Raw genomic sequence first — 15,326 nt, 5'->3', positions numbered from 1 at the left:
CCACCTTCAACTCCCCGCCGGCCCATTGGTTCCGTCGTTCGGGAAATTTTCCTGTTGCCTTGTGACGCGTCCTGCTGTCGCTTGCGGTCGGACTGCAGATGCCGGAGGACATAATGCTGAAGACCATCAATCCCCTGCTGACCGGAGAGCTGCTCGCCATTCTCCGCGACATGGGCCACGGCGACGAGATCGTGCTTGTCGATGCAAATTTCCCCGCCGCGCGCGTTGCGCAGCGGCTGGTGCGCTTGCCGGGTATCGGCATCGACCGCGCCGCCGAGGCGGTACTGTCGCTCTTTCCCCTCGACGATTTCGTCGAAACGCCCGCTGCGGTCATGGCCTGCCCGGACGGACGGCCTGAAATCTTCGATGTCTTCGACCAGCTGCTCGTCACCGCCAACGAGGGCCCGGTGCAGGTTCAGCAGGTCGACCGTTTCGATTTCTACGAGCGGACGAAGCAGGCCTATGCGGTGGTCGCCACGGGCGAGCGGCGGCTCTACGCCAATCTCATCCTGAAGAAGGGCGTGCTGCGCGACGACGCCTGACGAGGCCCCCTCCCGCCCCTGCTTTGCGGCGGGCGCAGGCGCCTCCAGCGCCTGACCGCCTCAACGTGCTGACGCTGCGCACCGCCGGAAAACAATGGCCTTCCTGCGGCGCTTCGCCCTAGAAAGGCGCAAGAAATCCCGTGGAGGTTCCATGCATTACGGCGACACACGCCCCGATATCCTGACGTTCGACCCCTTCAAGGCGATCATCGCGCCGCGCCCGATCGGCTGGATCGGCACGCGCAATGCGGAAGGGGTGCCCAACCTCGGCCCCTATTCCTTCTTCAACGCCATCGGCAACAGCCCGCATATGATCTGCTTCACCTCGGACGGGCTGAAACACTCGGTGGTCAACGCCCGCGACCGGGGTGAGTTCACCTTCTCCCTGGCCACCGAGGCGCTGGCGCAGGCGATGAACGTCTCGTCCGAGGCGATGCCCGACGGCGCCAACGAGTTCGACAAGGCCGGGCTCACCCTCGGCACCAGCATCGAGACCGATGCGCCTTTCGTGGCTGAAAGCCCCGCTGCGCTGGAATGCGTGACACTTTCGGTGACCGAACTGACCGACCGCACTGGCTCGCCGATCAATCGCTTCATGGTCATCGGTCAAGTCGTTCAGACCCACATCCGCGACGAGTACATCACCGGGGGCCGCTTCGACACGGTGAAGGCGCGCCCGATCTCGCGCATGGGATATCGCGACTACGCCACCGTGACCGAGGCCTGGGAGCTGATCCGGCCCGACGACTGAGCCGGCGGAGGGGGGAGATGGTCGAGACCGGAAGCACGCTGCGCGACTGGCAGCCCGAACTGCGCAGCCTGCGCTACTTCCTCTGCGTCGCGGAGGAAAAGAACATGACCCGCGCCTCCGAGCGGCTGCGCATCGCGCAACCCGCGCTCAGCCGGCAGATCGCCCGGCTCGAAAGCGACCTGGGGCTGAAGGTGTTCAACCGCACCGCGCGCGGGATGGAACTGACCGAGGCGGGCGAGATCCTGCAGCGCCGCGCCTATGCGATCATGGCGCAGATCGCGCAGGCCCATCACGATGTCACCGCCCATGCCGAACGGCCGCAGGGCGTGGTGGTGGTGGGCATGCCCCCAACGCCGGGCGAGTTCATCACGCCGCCGCTGCTGGCGCGGGTAAAGGCCGAATACCCCGAGATCGAGCTGCGCTTCGTCGAGGGCTTCTCCAATGCGCTCGAGCACAAGCTCTCGCAGGGCGAGATCGGCCTCGCGGTCATGCATGACGCGCCCTTGCAGGACGACATCGTCACCACCGAGTTGCTGGTCGAGCATCTCAACGTGATCGGCCCCTGCGGCTCGTTCGACAAGGACAGCTACACGCTGGCGGAGGCCGCGGCGATGCCGCTGATCATGCCGAGCCGCCCGAACTTCCTGCGCATTCTGGTGGACAAGCACGCCGACGAAGTCGGCGCCGAGCTGAATATCGTGCAGCGCGTCGATGGGGTGTGGCACCTGAAATCTCTGGTCCGCCACGGCCACGGCTTCACGATCCTGACCTATGGCGGGGTGCTCTCGGAGGTGCAGAACGGCACGCTCGAAGCCCGGCCCATCGTGCAGCCACAGATGGCCTGGACGCTCTGTACCGCGACCAAGGCCGACCAGCGCGGCAAGAAGGCAATCCAGGTGGTCGAAGGGCTGGTGCGCGACATCGTGGGAGAGCTGGTCGCATCGGGTGTCTGGCGTTGAGCAATACCTAAAAGGTATCGAAGCGATCATATAACAGTATTTGAATCATGCCTCGAGATCACCGAGGATCACCTGCGACGGGCCTGGAGGATGGCCCGCAATCTTGGGAGGACTCATGTCTCTGAACGCAATTCTGCGGTCGTCGGCGCTTGCGCTTGTGACGGCCACCGGCCTCGCGTCCGTCGCGCAGGCCGACACCTACAAGTGGATCACCTTCAAGCCGCAGGGCGCAGGGGATGCACAGGCGATCACCACGCAGTGGCTCGTCGACCAGTTCGCCGAGCGCACCGGCGGCAAGCACAGCATCGAGGTCTTCTGGGGCGGCTCGGTCGCCAAGACCCGCGAAATCCCCGAGGCGCTGGCCGCCGGCGTCGGCGACTTCGGCGATATCATCACCCCGTATTTCCCCGATCTCATGCCGCTCAACAACGCTGTGGGCTTCTTCATCCCGCAGCCGATGAACACGCTCGAAGTCGGGCAGTTCATGGAAGAGATGCACGCCACCTACCCGCAGTTCGGCGAGGAACTGGCGAGCCAGAACATCCACGCCTTCGGCTTCCGCCCGCTCGAGGACTACGGCCTGCTCTGCACCAAGCCGGTGAAGAGCGCCGCCGACATGAAGGGCCTGCGCATCCGCTCCTACGGCTTTGCCTATCCCAAGCTGATCGAGGCGCTCGGCGCTTCGCCGGTGTCGATCGCCACCTCGGAGGCCTACGAGGCCCTGCAGCGTTCGATCATCGACTGCACCCCGATCGGCCCCGCCCTGGCGCGCGGCTGGAAGTATGACGAGGTTGCCAAGTACTACATCGAAGTGCCGCTCGGCGCCTCCTTCGGCCACCTGCTGGCGATGAACCTCGACAGCTACAACGGGATGGACGACGAGACCAAGGCCGTCGTCGATCAGCTCGGCAAGGACTACCTCGTGGAGTATGCCCGCGTGGTGGACGAGGACGCCGCCCGCGTGCGCGAGCTGTGGAAGGGCGATCTGGGCGTCGAGGTGATCCCCTTCCCGAAGGAGGAACTGCTCGGCGTTCTCGAAGATGCCGGAGTTCAGGAAGTGCGCCAGGAGTGGATCGACAAGGCAAACGCGCTCGGCGTTCCGGCTGAAGAGATCGCCAAGAACTTCGGCTTCGACACACCGTCCTGACCCGGACGTGACCGGTCCCGCGCCACAGCGTACCCCCGGCGCGGGACCTCCCCCTCGCGAGAGTCCCTGAGATGCAAACGCTAGAAACCCTGCGCCGTCGCTACGGCGCACTCCTGTCGCTGTGCGGCACAGCCGCCGGCGTGCTGATCTTCGCGGTCATGCTGCTGGTCGTTGCCAACGTGATCATGCGCTACGCCTTCAACCAGCCGGTCACCGGCACGCTGGAGCTGACGGAAAGCGCGCTGCCACTGATCATCTTCCTGTCGCTGGCACTGACCCAGATGCACGGCGGTCACATCAAGGTGGTCCTGCTGACCCAGCGCCTGCCGAAAGGCCTCGCGCGGGCGGCCAAGGTGCTGGCGATGCTGGCGGGCTTCGTGCTCTTCGCCTGGGCTGCCTACGCGGGCTGGCTGATGGCGGCCAAGAGCTTCGCCATCGGCGAGCTCGAACGCGGATCGATCCGCTTCCCGATCTGGCCGATCAAATTCGCGATCTGCTTCGGCCTTGGCCTGCTGGCGATCCAGTACCTGCTCGACGGGATCTGGGTGGCGCTCGGCGGAACTCTCGACGACGACTCTGATGAGGTGATGGAATGAGCTCGCTCCTGATTGGCGGGATTGGTGTGGCCGCGCTGTTCGGCGGCATCCTGCTGGGCATCAACGTGATGGTGGTGCTGGGCCTCGTGGGCGCTTTCGGCCTTGCCTCGCTCGTCGGCTTCAAGGCCGCGACGGCGATCCTCGGCACCGTCTTCTTCGACACAACCCACAGCTTCCACTTCTCGGTCATCCCGCTGTTCCTGCTCATGGGCTTCTTCGCCATGCGCGCAGGCCTCGGCGAGGACCTCTTCGAAGCCACCACCAAGTGGCTCGGCAACCTGCGCGGCGGCCTCGCGATCTCGACGACGCTCGGCGCTGCGGCTTTCGGCGCGGCCTCCGGCTCCTCGGTGGGCACGGCGACCGTCTTCACCAAGCTGGCGCTGCCGCAGATGCTCGACCGGGGTTACGATAAGAGCCTCGCCTCGGCCTCGATCGCCATCGCGGGCACATTGGCGGTGATGATCCCGCCCTCGGCGCTGGTGGTGGTCTACGGCATCCTCACCGACAGCTCGATCGGCGCGCTGCTGATCGCTGGCTTCATCCCCGGCATCGTGTTTGCGCTGGTGCTCTGCCTCGCCATCTGGCTGACGGTGCTGCGCAACCCGTCGCTGGCACCGCAGGAGAGCTACAGCTTCACCCTGCGCGAAAAATTCGCCTCTCTGAAGCTGGCCGGTCCGCTGGTGCTGATCATCCTGCTGATCGTCGTGGGCCTCTACGTCGGCATCTTCACCCCGACCGAGGCGGGCGGCATCGGGGCCTTCGCCACCTTCCTGTTGGCGATCATCCGGCACCGGGGGATCAAGGGCGTGGAGCTGCGCAAGACGCTGCTCGAGACCATCCAGACCTCGGCGATGATCTTCGGCATCCTGATCTGCGCGCTGGTCTTCTCGAAGTTCCTTGCGCTCTCGGGCGTGGCGAACGCGGTGGGCGGCTACCTGACCGGGCTCGACGTGAACCGCTGGGTGATCGTGCTGCTGGTCTCGCTAATCTACCTCGCGCTGGGGATGATGATGGACGCGCCCGCGCTGCTGGCCATCACCCTGCCGATCACCCACCCGGTGATGATGAACCTCGGATTCGATCCGATCTGGTTCGGCATCTTCGTGGTGCTGCTGGTCGAGATTGGCGCGGTGACACCGCCGGTGGGGATCAACTGCTTCGTGGTGCAATCGGCCTCGAACGGGCGGGTGTCGCTGGAGCAGGTGTTCAAGGGGCTGCTGCCCTTCGTGCTGGCGGGCTTTGCCATGCTGATCCTGCTGTGCCTGATCCCGCAGATCGCCCTCTTCCTGCCGGAGACGATGCTATGAGCATGACCCTCGACAAACCCCTCGCGCTCCGCGGCGCGGGGGACGGCGGCCGCGCGATCCTGCGCACGACGCTGACCTCCCCCTACGGCCGCAAGGTGCGCATGGCGGCGCAGGTGCTGGGGCTTTCGGACCGGATCGAACTGATCCCCGCCGACACCCGCGATCCCTCGGACGACCTGCGCGAGCAGAACCCGCTGGGCAAGATGCCCTGCCTGATGACCGACGGCGAGACGCTCTACGACAGCAGGGTGATCCTCGAGTTCCTCGACAGCCTCGCCGAGGGGCGCGGCATCCTCCCGCGTGACGGTCGCGAACGGTTTCACTGCCTGACGCAGGCCTGCCTCGCGGACGGGGTGACCGATGCGGCGCTGTTGATGGTCTACGAGGGCCGTTTCCGCGGAGCCGAGAAGATCTCGGAGGAGTGGCTGGCCCACCAGCGCGGCAAGGTCGAGCGGGGGCTTTCGGCGCTCGCCGCCCAGCCCCCGGACCCTGCCCGCACCGACGCGGCGGCGATCTCGCTGGCCTGCACACTCGGCTATCTCGACTGGCGCGCGCCCGTCACCTGGCGTGACCGCTGGCCGGAGCTCGTGACCTGGCTCGACCGCTTCAGCACCGTCGAACCCGCATTCAAGGCCACGGAGGCCCCGACATGACCGACTGGCCGAAGCAGCGCCTCGCCGCCCCGGACCCCGAGACCTATACCGACCGCCAGCGCGAGATCCACGAGGCCATCGCCTCTGGCCCGCGCGGCGGGGTGCGCGGACCGCTCGCCGTGTGGCTGCACCGCCCGGAACTTGCCGCCAAGGCGCAGGAGCTGGGGCGCTACTGCCGCTATGACAGCGCGCTCGAGCCGCGGCTGAGCGAGCTGGCGATCCTCACCATGGCCCGACACTGGAGCGCCGAATACGAGTGGTTCGCGCATAAGCCGCCGGCACTGAAGGCTGGTCTCTCCCCGGAGTTGGTCGAGGCTCTGCGCACCGGGGCCGAACCGCCCTACGCCGATGCCGAAGAGCGCGTAACCCACTTCGTCGCCATCTCCGTGCTGACCACCAACACCGTGCCCGATGCGCTTTATGCCGAGGCCGAAGCGGTGCTGGGCACCCAGCGGCTCGTCGATCTGGTGGGGGTCATCGGCTACTACACGCTGATCTCCGCCACACTCAACGTGTTCCGCATCTCCCCGCCTCAGGACGCGCCGAAGGAGCTGACATGAACGACGCCCCCATCACATGGAACCCTGACCGCAGCGCGCCCACGCTGGCCCTGCCCAAGGGTGCCACCGACTGTCACGTGCATGTCTTCGGTCCGACCTCGCGCTTCCCCTACGCGCCCGAGAGCGGCTTCAAGCCCGGCGATGCGCCCAAGGAAGAGCTTTTCGCGCTGCATGACATGCTGGGCATCGACCGCTGCGTGATCGTCCAGTCCGGCTGCCACGGCCATGACAACTCGGTGGTGGCCGACGCCATGGCGGCGCGTCCGGGGCGCTACCTCGGCATCGCGCTGGCCTCGCCCGAGATCTCGGAAGCGCAGATCACCGAGCTGCACGTGCAGGGCTTCCGCGGAGTACGCTTCAACTACATGTCCCACCTCGCACCCGGAGCCACCCACGACCAGCTGCGCGCGCTCGCGCCGCGGCTGGCACGGCACGGCTGGCAGCTGCTGATCCACATGGAGGCCAAGCTCATCGCCGAGCTCGCGCCGGTGCTGGCCGACCTGCCGTGCCCGGTGGTGATCGACCACATGGGCCGGATCGATGCCAGCCTCGGGATGGATCAGGCACCGTTTCAGGATCTCATCCGGCTGGGCGAGAAGGCGCACATCTGGCTCAAGGTCTCGGGATCCGAGCGCTGCTCGGTCGAGGAGCCGCCCTATGCCGACGCCACGCCCTTTGCCGCTAAGCTGGTCGCGCTTTACCCCGAGCGCACGATCTGGGGCACCGACTGGCCGCATCCGAACTTCCGCGCCGCGCCGCCGGACGATGGCGTGCTGGTCGACACGCTGAAGGTGATCGCCCCCACCGAAGACGCGCTCAAACGCCTGCTCGTGGACAACCCCGCGCGGCTCTACGATTTCGGAGACGTCGCATGACCCGGCGTCTCGAAAGCAAGGTCGCCATCGTCACCGGCGCAGGCTGCGTCGGGCCGGGCTGGGGCAACGGCCGCGCCGCCTGTGTGCGCTTCGCAGAAGAAGGCGCCAAGATCTTCGCGGTCGACCTGCGCGCCGACACGATGGAAGAGACCCTGACCCGCACCCGCGAGGCGGGCGGCGAGGTGGAACCCTACCTCTGTGACGTGACCGACCGCGCCAGCGTCGAGGCCATGGTGGCGGCCTGCATCGCCCGCTTCGGCAGGGTCGACATTCTGGTCAACAACGTCGGCGGCTCGTTCAAGGGGGGCGCGGCGCAGCTTTCCGAGGAAGACTGGGACCGGCAGATGGACTTCAACCTGAAGTCCGTCTTCCTGACCTGCAAGTCGGTGCTGCCCCACATGGAGGCGCAGGGCTCGGGCGCGATCGTCAACACCTCCTCGACCTCGGGCACCCGCTGGACCGGCGCGGCGCAGGTGGCCTATGCCTCGTCGAAGGCAGCCGTGATCCAGTTCGGCAAGGTCACGGCGGTCGAATACGCGGCCAAGGGCGTGCGGGTGAACACCGTGGTGCCGGGGCAGCTGCACACGCCGATGGTCGAGGCGCGGCTGGCGGGCCAGCGCGCCGGCGGCGACGTCGATGCGCTGCTGGCGCAGCGGCTGGCGCGGATCCCTATGGGCTGGATGGGAGACGGGCGCGACACGGCAAACGCGGCGCTCTTTCTCGCGTCGGACGAAGCGCGCTTCATCACCGGCACCGAGATCGTCGTCGACGGTGGCATGTCGGTGCGCTGCGACTGATGGGAGGTGCGCTCGAACGGCTGCGGGTGATCGACACCACCCATGTGCTGGCGGGCCCCTTCGCGGCCTACCAGCTTGGCGTTCTGGGCGCGGATGTCATCAAGATCGAGGATCCGAACGATCCCGATCAGGCCCGCATGCAGGGAAGCGACCCGGCACTGACCGATGCCGGTATGGGCACGGCCTTTCTGGCGCAGGGGTCCAACAAGCGCTGCATGGCGCTGGACCTGAAAACACCGGAAGGACGCGACGCACTTCTGGCGCTCGTCGAGGCGGCCGACGTCTTTGTCGAGAACTACCGCCCCGGCGCCTTCGAGGCGCTGGGGCTCGGATATGACGCACTCTCCGCGCGCAATCCGGGGCTGGTCTACTGCTCGATCTCGGCCTTCGGCGCCACCGGGCCGCGCCGCGCGCAAACCGGCTACGACAACGTCATCCAGGCCTTCTGCGGCATGATGGCGATGACCGGCACCGGGGACAGCGGCCCGCTCAAATGCGGCGCGCCGGTAATCGACTATGCCACGGGCACCACCGCCGCCTTCGCCATATCCGCCGCGCTTCTGCACCGCGCGCGAACCGGGCGCGGCCAGCACGTGGACGTCTCGATGCTCGACGTGGCGCTGATGCTGATGAGCGCGCCGCTCACCGGCTACCTGTGGAACGGCGCGCATCCGCAGCCTATGGGCAACGACTTCTTCTTCGCCACGCTCGGCTGCTACGACACGGCGGACGAGCCGCTGATGATCGCCGCCTCGAACCTTGCGCAGCAGGAGCGGCTGTGGCGTCTGCTCGGCCACCCCGAGATGATCCAGAGCGCGAACAACGCCCGGATCGCGGCGCATGCTGCAGAAAAGTCCTTGCTGGCCGAGATCTTTGCCACCCGCCCCGCCGCCGCGTGGGAGGAGACCCTGCTCGCCGCTCGCATCCCCGCCGCGCGGGTGCGGCGGCTGGAAGAGGCGCTGGCCGACCCGCAGATCGCGGCGCGCGGCGTGCTCGGCACGCATGAAGGCTGGGGGACGCAGGGTCAGCGGCTACGGGTTCCGCTGGCCGGGTTCACGCTCTCGGAGACGCCGCCCGAGCTGCGCAGCGCGCCGCAATCCGTCGGCGCGCAGGACGGGGACAGGCGCTGGCGCGACTAAGCCGAGGCGGGTCCGAAATCCCTCAGAATATCCCGATGCGCTGCGCCAGCCGCTTCCAGTCACGCATCCGCGCATCCATGTCCCGCCCGGTGGCGTTCGCCGTGGCATGGATCAGCAGGCTTGTCGCTGCGGTGAGCCCCAGCAAGGACTCGAGGAACAGACCGGTCTTCGACGGCGTGTTGATCACCGCGTCGGTCACCTCATGCGCCCAATGGCAATATTCGTCGGTGATCACCACCACGTCGCGCCCCTGCTCGCGCGCCATGCGCGCCAGCGTCTCGCATTCGGCGGCATAGGGGATGACGTCGATGATCAGCAGGCAGCTGCCCCCTGCTGCCGGCGGATCGAGCCATTCCGACAGCATGCTGTCATGCCCCGACAGAAAGCGCACGCGCGGGCGCGCCAGCGCCAGCCGCCGCGCCGTGTCCTCGGCCAGTCCGCGCACGGTCTGGAAGCCGGTGACGTAGACCTCCTCGGCCTCACCGAGATAGCGTTCGGCGGCCTGGAAGGCGGGGGTGTTGATCTTGGCATAGACGGTGCTGACCGCGCGCAGCTCGGCGGTCATCTGCTCCTGCCAGTCGCTCGGCAGCTCGGCGCTGTCATCGGCAAGGCTCTCGCCGGTGACCGAATAGCGGTGCCGCATCATCGCCTTGAATTCCTTCATCCCGGCGCAGCCGAAGCGGCGCAGCATCCGGCCGACGGTGATTTCGGCCACCCCCGCTTTCTGCGCGATGGACTTGCCGGTCTCGAAGGAAATCGAGTTGAGGTTGAGCAGGAAGTACTGCGCGACCTTTGCCTCCTGCTTGGGCAGTGCGGCCATGCCTTCCTCGACTCTGCTCACAAAATCATCGATCGGCGCCTCGGCATAGGATGCAAACCCGTGTGACATGGCAGATCTCCCAATGACAGAAAACTAACATTTGACGAAAAAGACAGTATCGAACCATTTTGGCGACTCAAGGCAAAACCGAAAAACAGCCTGACAGGGAGTCACCGAAACCATGAAGAAGATGCATCTTGCCGCAACCACGGCGCTGAGCCTTGCGCCGCTCGCCGCCTCCGCCGAGACGCTGTCGCTCTACAACTGGGGCGACTACATCAACCCCGCCGTGCTCGAGGCCTTCACCGAGGAAACCGGCATCGAGATCACGCTCGACAGCTACGGCTCGAACGAGGAGATGCTGGCGAAGATCCAGGCCGGCGCCACGGGCTATGACATCGTCTTCCCGTCCGTCCACATGCACGACATCATGTTCCAGCTCGGCCTGCTGGCGAAGACCGACATCGGTCAGGCGCCGGGCTTCGAGAACATCGACCCGCAGTTCGTCCGCGCCCAGACCGACCCCGACGCCGAATATTGCCTGCCCTACGCCTGGGGCAACGTCGGCATCGTCTACAACAAGGAACTGGCCGGCGACATCAAGAGCTGGGACGACTTCTTCGCGCTTGGCGCGGCGGGCAAGAAAATCACCCTGCTCGACGACCTGCGCGAGACCATCGGCATCGGGCTGATCGTCAACGGCAACTCGGTGAACTCCACCGATCCCGCCGAGGTCGAGGCGGCAGCGGATTACATCATCGACCACATCTCCGGCGTCACAGCCTTCACCTACGACTCCGTGCCGCAGGTGATCTCGGGCGATGTGGCGGCGGCGCATTGGTACGTGGGCGCCAACCTCTATGTCTCGGAGAACCCCGAGACCATCGGCTACATGATCCCCGAGGAAGGCGCGACCATGTACCAGGAAGACATCTGCGTGCTGGAGTCCGCGCCGAACAAGGATGCGGCCAAGAAGTTCCTCGAGTTCTACCTGCGCCCCGAGATCGCGGCGCTGAACGTCGAGCAGCAGATGAACGGCACGCCGAACGTGCCCGCGCAGAAACTGATCCCCGAGGCGATTGCCGGGAACGCGACGATCTACCCGCCGCAGGAGGTCATGGACAAGCTGCAGATCTTCGAGGACCTGGGCCGCGACCTGCAGCTCTACAACTCCGAGTGGACACGCATCAAGACCGCGCAATGACGCCCTTTGACACCCATCCGGCGGGGCTCCTCCCCGCCGGCTCGCAGGACCGCACGCCCATGCCCTCCCCGCTTGAAATTATCGACGCCCGCAAATCCTTCCGGACCCCGGAGGGCGGCACCATGACCGCGCTCGACGGCATCTCGTTGAAACTCGCCAGCGCCGAGTTCGTCACGCTGCTCGGCCCCTCGGGCTGCGGCAAGACCACGCTTCTGCGCACCATCAGCGGCTTCGAGACGCTCGACGCGGGCGAGGTGCTGATCGACGGCAGCGCCGTCACCCAGATGCCGGCGCACCGCCGCCCGGTGAACACCGTGTTCCAGCGCTACGCCCTCTTTGGCCACATGAGCGTGGCGCGCAACGTCGGCTACGCGCTCGAGATCGCGGGCCGCGACAAGCGCGAGATCCGCACCCGCGTCGGTGAGATGCTGGAGCTGGTGGGCCTCGCGGGAATGGAGAAGCGCTCGATCCAGCAGCTTTCGGGTGGCCAGCAGCAGCGCGTCGCGCTTGCGCGGGCGCTTGCCGCGAAACCCAAGCTGCTGCTGCTCGACGAGCCGCTCTCGGCGCTCGACAAGAACCTGCGCCAGAAGATGCAGCAGGAGCTGAAGGCGCTGCAGCGCGAGCTCGGGATCGGCTTCATCTTCGTCACCCACGACCAGGAGGAAGCGCTGACCATGTCCGACCGGATCGCCGTGCTGGCGCATGGGCAGATCCAGCAGATCGGCGCGCCGACCGAACTTTACCGGACGCCCGCCAACCTCTTCACCGCCGACTTCCTCGGCGAGAGCAACCTGCTGCCGGTCAAGGTCGCGGGCGGCCGGGCGAGCCTGCGCGACGGGCAGAGCTTTGCCACCGAGCATCGGGCCGGAGAGGCGACGTTGCTGCTGCGCCCCGAGGCACTGTCGATCACGCCTCCCGAGGGCCATGCGCTCAGCTTCACCGGCACCATCCGCGAGACCTACTACACCGGCACCGATCACCAGATCGCGCTGGAGACGCCCGCCCATGGCACGCTGCACGCGCTGCTCCGCAGCGGCGCCGCGCTGCCCGGCCTCGGGGCGGAGATGACCCTGCACGCGCCGGCGCAGGGGCTGCACCTGATCGACGAGGCCGCGCCATGACCCTCGCCCGACGCAAGCTGCTGCAACTCGTTGGCCTGCTCGGTGCGCCGACGGTCTTCCTGCTGGTCTTCTTCTTCGGCCCGCTGCTGATCATGCTGGTCTACAGCTTCCTGACGCCGGGGCTCTACGGCGGCGTCGACTGGATCTTCTCGCACCTCAACTACGGGCGCATCCTCGGCTGGGCCGACACGCGCTACGAGAAGTTCGACCCGGTGTTCATCGCCATCTTCCTGCGCTCGCTGAGGCTGGCCGCGCTGACCGTTCTGGCAAGCCTGCTGGTCTGCTACCCCGCCGCCTTCTGGATCAGCCGGATGCGGCCAGGGATGCGCGACTTTGCCATCTTCCTCGTCACACTGCCGTTCTTCGTCAGCCTGATCGTGCGGCTGTTTGCCTGGGTGCTGATCCTGCGACCCACGGGGTTCCTTAACCAGGGGCTCATGGGGCTGGGTCTGACCGGCGCGCCGATCGAGTTCCTCTATACCGATTTCGCGGTGATCCTCGGGATGACCTACGTCTTCATCCCCTTCATGTTCCTGCCGCTCTACGGCTCGATCGAAAAGCTGGACATGGCGCAGATCGAGGCCTCCTCTGACCTTGGAGCCACCCGTTTCCAGACCTTCCGCAAAGTGATCCTGCCCGCCACCCTGCCCGGCATCGTCGGCGGCTCGGTGATCACCTTCATCCCGGCCTTGGGCAACTTCATCGTGCCCTCGGTGTTGGGCGGAGCAAAGGTGCTGATGATCGGCAACCTGATCGAGCAGCAGTTCCTCTCGGCGCGCAACTGGCCCTTCGGCTCGGCGCTGGCGATGCTGGTGATGAGCGCGGTGCTGATCCTGCTGATCGCACAATTCCGCCTCTCGAAGAAGGAGGCGCAAGCATGATCCTGCGCCGCCTGCTGAGCCTCTACGGGCTGCTGTTCTTCGTCTTCGTCTACGCGCCGATCCTGCTGGTGGTGATCTACTCGTTCAACGCCAACACGCTGAACATGATGATCTGGGACGGCTTCACGCTCGACTGGTACCGCCAGCTCTTCGGCATGGAGACCTCGCTGACCCAGAGCGCCACCTTCGTCGACAGCACCGACCAGCTCTGGGGCGCGGTGCGCACCAGCCTGATCGTTGCGCTCTCGACCTCGGTCTTCTCGACTGTCTGCGGCACCGCGCTGGCGCTGGCCGTGGCACGCTACCGCTTCCGGCTGGCACGCTTCTACCGCACGCTGATGATGCTGCCGATGATCATGCCCGACATCGTGCTGGGGATCGCGCTGCTGATCTTCTTCATCACAATCGGCATGAACCTGTCGATGATGACGATCATCATTGGCCAGTCGACCTTCCTGATCTCCTATGTCTTCGTGACCGTCTCTGCCCGGCTTGCCGAGGTCGACACCTCGGTCGAAGAGGCCTCGGCCGATCTTGGTGCCACCCCCGCGCAGACTTTCCGCAAGGTGACGCTGCCGGGCATCGCTCCGGGTATTCTCGGCGGCTGGCTGCTGGCGTTCATCATCTCGATGGACGACCTGGTGATCACCTATTTCATCGCCGGGACCGGCAACACCACGCTGCCCATCCACATCTGGGGGCTGCTCCGCCGCGGCATCAAGCCGGAGATCAACGCCATCGCCACGCTGATGCTGCTGTTCACCCTGGTGATCGCCGCCGCCGGCCTCTACTTCAGATCGAGACGACAGAAATGACCAAGACGACCAAACCCCGCGCCCGCGCGCTGGGGATCCCCCTGCCCGGCAAACCCGGCCCCCTGAATGCCATCACCGATGTACCGGGCCTCGAGGTCGGCACCACCGAGCTGCTGTCGTCGCGCGATCCGTCGCTCGCGACCCGCGGCATCCAGGTGCAGACCGGCGTCACCGCGATCCTGCCGCGCGGCCGCGACCCCGAGCCGAAACCTGTCTGGGCCGGGCAGTTCAGCCTCAACGGCAACGGCGAGATGACCGGCGCCCACTGGGTGCGCGACGGTGGCTGGCTCGCGGGGCCGATCATGATCTCCAACTCGCATGCCATCGGCCCCTGTCACACCGCGGCGGTGCGCTGGATGGTCGAGACCTATGGCAGCACGTGGGAGGACAACCACCTCTGGGCGATGCCGGTGGTGGCCGAGACCTATGACGGCGTGCTCAACGACATCAACGGGCTGCATGTGACCGAGGCGCTGGCGCGTCGGGCACTGGATGCCGCAAGGCCCGGCCCGGTGACCGAGGGCAATTCCGGCGGGGGCGCGGGGATGATCTGCTACGAGTTCAAGGGCGGCACCGGCACCGCCTCGCGGCAGATCGAGGTGGAGGGCGAGACCTTCACCCTCGGCGCGCTGGTTCAGGCGAACCACGGGCTGCGGCCATGGCTTACCGTGGCCGGACGCCGCGTCGGCGAGCAGATGACCGAGCACCGGATCCTCGACATGATGACCGAGCGCGGCTCGATCATCGTGATCCTCGCCACCGACCTGCCGCTGTCCTCGAGCCAGCTCGAGCGCCTGTCGCGCCGCGCCGCCATCGGCATCGGCCGCGCCGGCAGCCCGGGCGGCAACAACTCTGGCGACATCTTCCTGGCCTTCTCCACTGCCAACGAGATGCCGCTGCCGCAGCTCTCGGGCCCGTGGCGGCAGATGATCTGCCTGAACGACGAGCTTCTCGATCCGGTCTACATGGCCGCCGTCGAGGCGGTGGACGAGGCCGTACTCAACGCGCTCTGCGCCGCCGAGGACGTGCCCATGGCGCGGCCCGCCGTCGGCACCTGCCGGGCGATGGACACGGGCCGGCTGATGGAGCTGCTGGGCGACTGAGCCGATCCGACGCCCGCCAAGGGAAGCCGGGCCTTCAAAGAAGCGCACCCGCCTTG

Annotated in this window: 17 protein-coding genes; 16 read left to right on the top strand and 1 reads right to left on the bottom strand. The window is 66.7% G+C overall.

The window, feature by feature from the left end; translation table 11 throughout:
• Positions 1 to 113: 113 nt before the first annotated feature.
• The 11 genes from BM397_RS22935 to BM397_RS22885 all read left to right on the top strand — a co-directional run bounded on the left by BM397_RS22935 (position 114) and on the right by BM397_RS22885 (position 9,326).
• Complete coding sequence (locus tag BM397_RS22935; RefSeq protein ID WP_092429117.1) at positions 114 to 542, top strand: RbsD/FucU family protein; 429 nt, start codon at positions 114 to 116, stop codon at positions 540 to 542.
• A gap of 151 nt (positions 543 to 693) precedes the next feature.
• Entirely contained in the window at positions 694 to 1,293 is a 600-nt protein-coding gene (locus tag BM397_RS22930; RefSeq protein ID WP_092429119.1) for a flavin reductase family protein, read from the top strand.
• Positions 1,294 to 1,310: 17 nt separating this feature from the next.
• Entirely contained in the window at positions 1,311 to 2,252 is a 942-nt protein-coding gene (locus BM397_RS22925; RefSeq protein WP_092429121.1) for a LysR family transcriptional regulator, read from the top strand.
• Between the two features lie 115 nt (positions 2,253 to 2,367).
• On the top strand, positions 2,368 to 3,399 hold the full coding sequence (gene dctP / locus BM397_RS22920; protein WP_092429123.1) for a TRAP transporter substrate-binding protein DctP: 1,032 nt from the start codon (positions 2,368 to 2,370) through the stop codon (positions 3,397 to 3,399).
• Positions 3,400 to 3,470: 71 nt separating this feature from the next.
• On the top strand, positions 3,471 to 3,995 hold the full coding sequence (locus BM397_RS22915; RefSeq protein WP_092429125.1) for a TRAP transporter small permease subunit: 525 nt from the start codon (positions 3,471 to 3,473) through the stop codon (positions 3,993 to 3,995).
• Positions 3,992 to 5,302: a TRAP transporter large permease gene (locus BM397_RS22910; protein WP_092429127.1), complete on the top strand. Its 1,311-nt coding sequence runs from the start codon at positions 3,992 to 3,994 to the stop codon at positions 5,300 to 5,302. Before BM397_RS22915 ends, BM397_RS22910 begins: the two co-directional genes overlap by 4 nt.
• On the top strand, positions 5,299 to 5,955 hold the full coding sequence (locus BM397_RS22905; protein WP_218124912.1) for a glutathione S-transferase family protein: 657 nt from the start codon (positions 5,299 to 5,301) through the stop codon (positions 5,953 to 5,955). The genes BM397_RS22910 and BM397_RS22905 overlap by 4 nt, the downstream gene beginning before the upstream one ends.
• Complete coding sequence (locus BM397_RS22900) at positions 5,952 to 6,515, top strand: carboxymuconolactone decarboxylase family protein (RefSeq protein ID WP_092429129.1); 564 nt, start codon at positions 5,952 to 5,954, stop codon at positions 6,513 to 6,515. Before BM397_RS22905 ends, BM397_RS22900 begins: the two co-directional genes overlap by 4 nt.
• The gene (locus BM397_RS22895; RefSeq protein WP_092429131.1) at positions 6,512 to 7,390 is read left to right on the top strand and encodes an amidohydrolase family protein; all 879 of its coding nucleotides are present in this window, start codon (positions 6,512 to 6,514) and stop codon (positions 7,388 to 7,390) included. Before BM397_RS22900 ends, BM397_RS22895 begins: the two co-directional genes overlap by 4 nt.
• Entirely contained in the window at positions 7,387 to 8,187 is an 801-nt protein-coding gene (locus BM397_RS22890; protein WP_092429133.1) for an SDR family NAD(P)-dependent oxidoreductase, read from the top strand. Before BM397_RS22895 ends, BM397_RS22890 begins: the two co-directional genes overlap by 4 nt.
• Positions 8,187 to 9,326 carry a CaiB/BaiF CoA transferase family protein gene (locus BM397_RS22885; protein WP_092429135.1) on the top strand — a complete coding sequence of 380 codons (1,140 nt, stop codon included), beginning with the start codon at positions 8,187 to 8,189 and terminating at the stop codon, positions 9,324 to 9,326. The genes BM397_RS22890 and BM397_RS22885 overlap by 1 nt, the downstream gene beginning before the upstream one ends.
• 22 nt (positions 9,327 to 9,348) lie before the next feature.
• Here BM397_RS22885 and BM397_RS22880 read toward each other — a convergent pair whose 3' ends face one another.
• Entirely contained in the window at positions 9,349 to 10,215 is an 867-nt protein-coding gene (locus BM397_RS22880; protein ID WP_092429137.1) for a MurR/RpiR family transcriptional regulator, read from the bottom strand.
• A gap of 112 nt (positions 10,216 to 10,327) precedes the next feature.
• Here BM397_RS22880 and BM397_RS22875 point away from each other — a divergent pair, with 112 nt between their 5' ends.
• From BM397_RS22875 to BM397_RS22855, 5 genes are read left to right on the top strand one after another with little or no spacing between them, the layout of a single operon-like run.
• Entirely contained in the window at positions 10,328 to 11,350 is a 1,023-nt protein-coding gene (locus BM397_RS22875) for an ABC transporter substrate-binding protein (RefSeq protein WP_092429139.1), read from the top strand.
• Between the two features lie 59 nt (positions 11,351 to 11,409).
• Entirely contained in the window at positions 11,410 to 12,471 is a 1,062-nt protein-coding gene (locus tag BM397_RS22870) for an ABC transporter ATP-binding protein (protein WP_245696194.1), read from the top strand.
• Entirely contained in the window at positions 12,468 to 13,352 is an 885-nt protein-coding gene (locus BM397_RS22865; protein WP_092429143.1) for an ABC transporter permease, read from the top strand. The genes BM397_RS22870 and BM397_RS22865 overlap by 4 nt, the downstream gene beginning before the upstream one ends.
• Positions 13,349 to 14,167, top strand: a complete 819-nt coding sequence (locus BM397_RS22860; RefSeq protein WP_092429145.1) for an ABC transporter permease — start codon at positions 13,349 to 13,351, stop codon at positions 14,165 to 14,167. Before BM397_RS22865 ends, BM397_RS22860 begins: the two co-directional genes overlap by 4 nt.
• Positions 14,164 to 15,270, top strand: a complete 1,107-nt coding sequence (locus BM397_RS22855) for a DmpA family aminopeptidase (RefSeq protein WP_092429147.1) — start codon at positions 14,164 to 14,166, stop codon at positions 15,268 to 15,270. The genes BM397_RS22860 and BM397_RS22855 overlap by 4 nt, the downstream gene beginning before the upstream one ends.
• Positions 15,271 to 15,326 lie beyond the last annotated feature (56 nt).

Origin of the sequence: Alloyangia pacifica (genome assembly GCF_900116195.1) — a bacterium.
Taxonomy (GTDB): domain Bacteria; phylum Pseudomonadota; class Alphaproteobacteria; order Rhodobacterales; family Rhodobacteraceae; genus Salipiger; species Salipiger pacificus.
The sequence above is the reverse complement of the archived record's forward strand: the minus strand, read 5'-3'. Positions and strand labels throughout refer to the sequence as shown.

Excerpts from the sequence above, each read along its gene's own strand:
- BM397_RS22935 (WP_092429117.1), top strand. The coding sequence starts at position 114 with ATGCTGAAGACCATCAATCCCCTGCTGACCGGAGAGCTGCTCGCCATT.
- BM397_RS22865 (WP_092429143.1), top strand. The coding sequence starts at position 12,468 with ATGACCCTCGCCCGACGCAAGCTGCTGCAACTCGTTGGCCTGCTCGGT.
- BM397_RS22900 (WP_092429129.1), top strand. The coding sequence starts at position 5,952 with ATGACCGACTGGCCGAAGCAGCGCCTCGCCGCCCCGGACCCCGAGACC.
- BM397_RS22890 (WP_092429133.1), top strand. The coding sequence starts at position 7,387 with ATGACCCGGCGTCTCGAAAGCAAGGTCGCCATCGTCACCGGCGCAGGC.
- BM397_RS22895 (WP_092429131.1), top strand. The coding sequence starts at position 6,512 with ATGAACGACGCCCCCATCACATGGAACCCTGACCGCAGCGCGCCCACG.
- BM397_RS22930 (WP_092429119.1), top strand. The coding sequence starts at position 694 with ATGCATTACGGCGACACACGCCCCGATATCCTGACGTTCGACCCCTTC.
- BM397_RS22915 (WP_092429125.1), top strand. The coding sequence starts at position 3,471 with ATGCAAACGCTAGAAACCCTGCGCCGTCGCTACGGCGCACTCCTGTCG.
- BM397_RS22910 (WP_092429127.1), top strand. The coding sequence starts at position 3,992 with ATGAGCTCGCTCCTGATTGGCGGGATTGGTGTGGCCGCGCTGTTCGGC.
- BM397_RS22870 (WP_245696194.1), top strand. The coding sequence starts at position 11,410 with ATGCCCTCCCCGCTTGAAATTATCGACGCCCGCAAATCCTTCCGGACC.
- BM397_RS22875 (WP_092429139.1), top strand. The coding sequence starts at position 10,328 with ATGAAGAAGATGCATCTTGCCGCAACCACGGCGCTGAGCCTTGCGCCG.
- BM397_RS22855 (WP_092429147.1), top strand. The coding sequence starts at position 14,164 with ATGACCAAGACGACCAAACCCCGCGCCCGCGCGCTGGGGATCCCCCTG.
- BM397_RS22860 (WP_092429145.1), top strand. The coding sequence starts at position 13,349 with ATGATCCTGCGCCGCCTGCTGAGCCTCTACGGGCTGCTGTTCTTCGTC.
- BM397_RS22880 (WP_092429137.1), bottom strand. The coding sequence starts at position 10,215 with ATGTCACACGGGTTTGCATCCTATGCCGAGGCGCCGATCGATGATTTT.
- BM397_RS22925 (WP_092429121.1), top strand. The coding sequence starts at position 1,311 with ATGGTCGAGACCGGAAGCACGCTGCGCGACTGGCAGCCCGAACTGCGC.
- BM397_RS22905 (WP_218124912.1), top strand. The coding sequence starts at position 5,299 with ATGAGCATGACCCTCGACAAACCCCTCGCGCTCCGCGGCGCGGGGGAC.
- BM397_RS22885 (WP_092429135.1), top strand. The coding sequence starts at position 8,187 with ATGGGAGGTGCGCTCGAACGGCTGCGGGTGATCGACACCACCCATGTG.
- dctP (WP_092429123.1), top strand. The coding sequence starts at position 2,368 with ATGTCTCTGAACGCAATTCTGCGGTCGTCGGCGCTTGCGCTTGTGACG.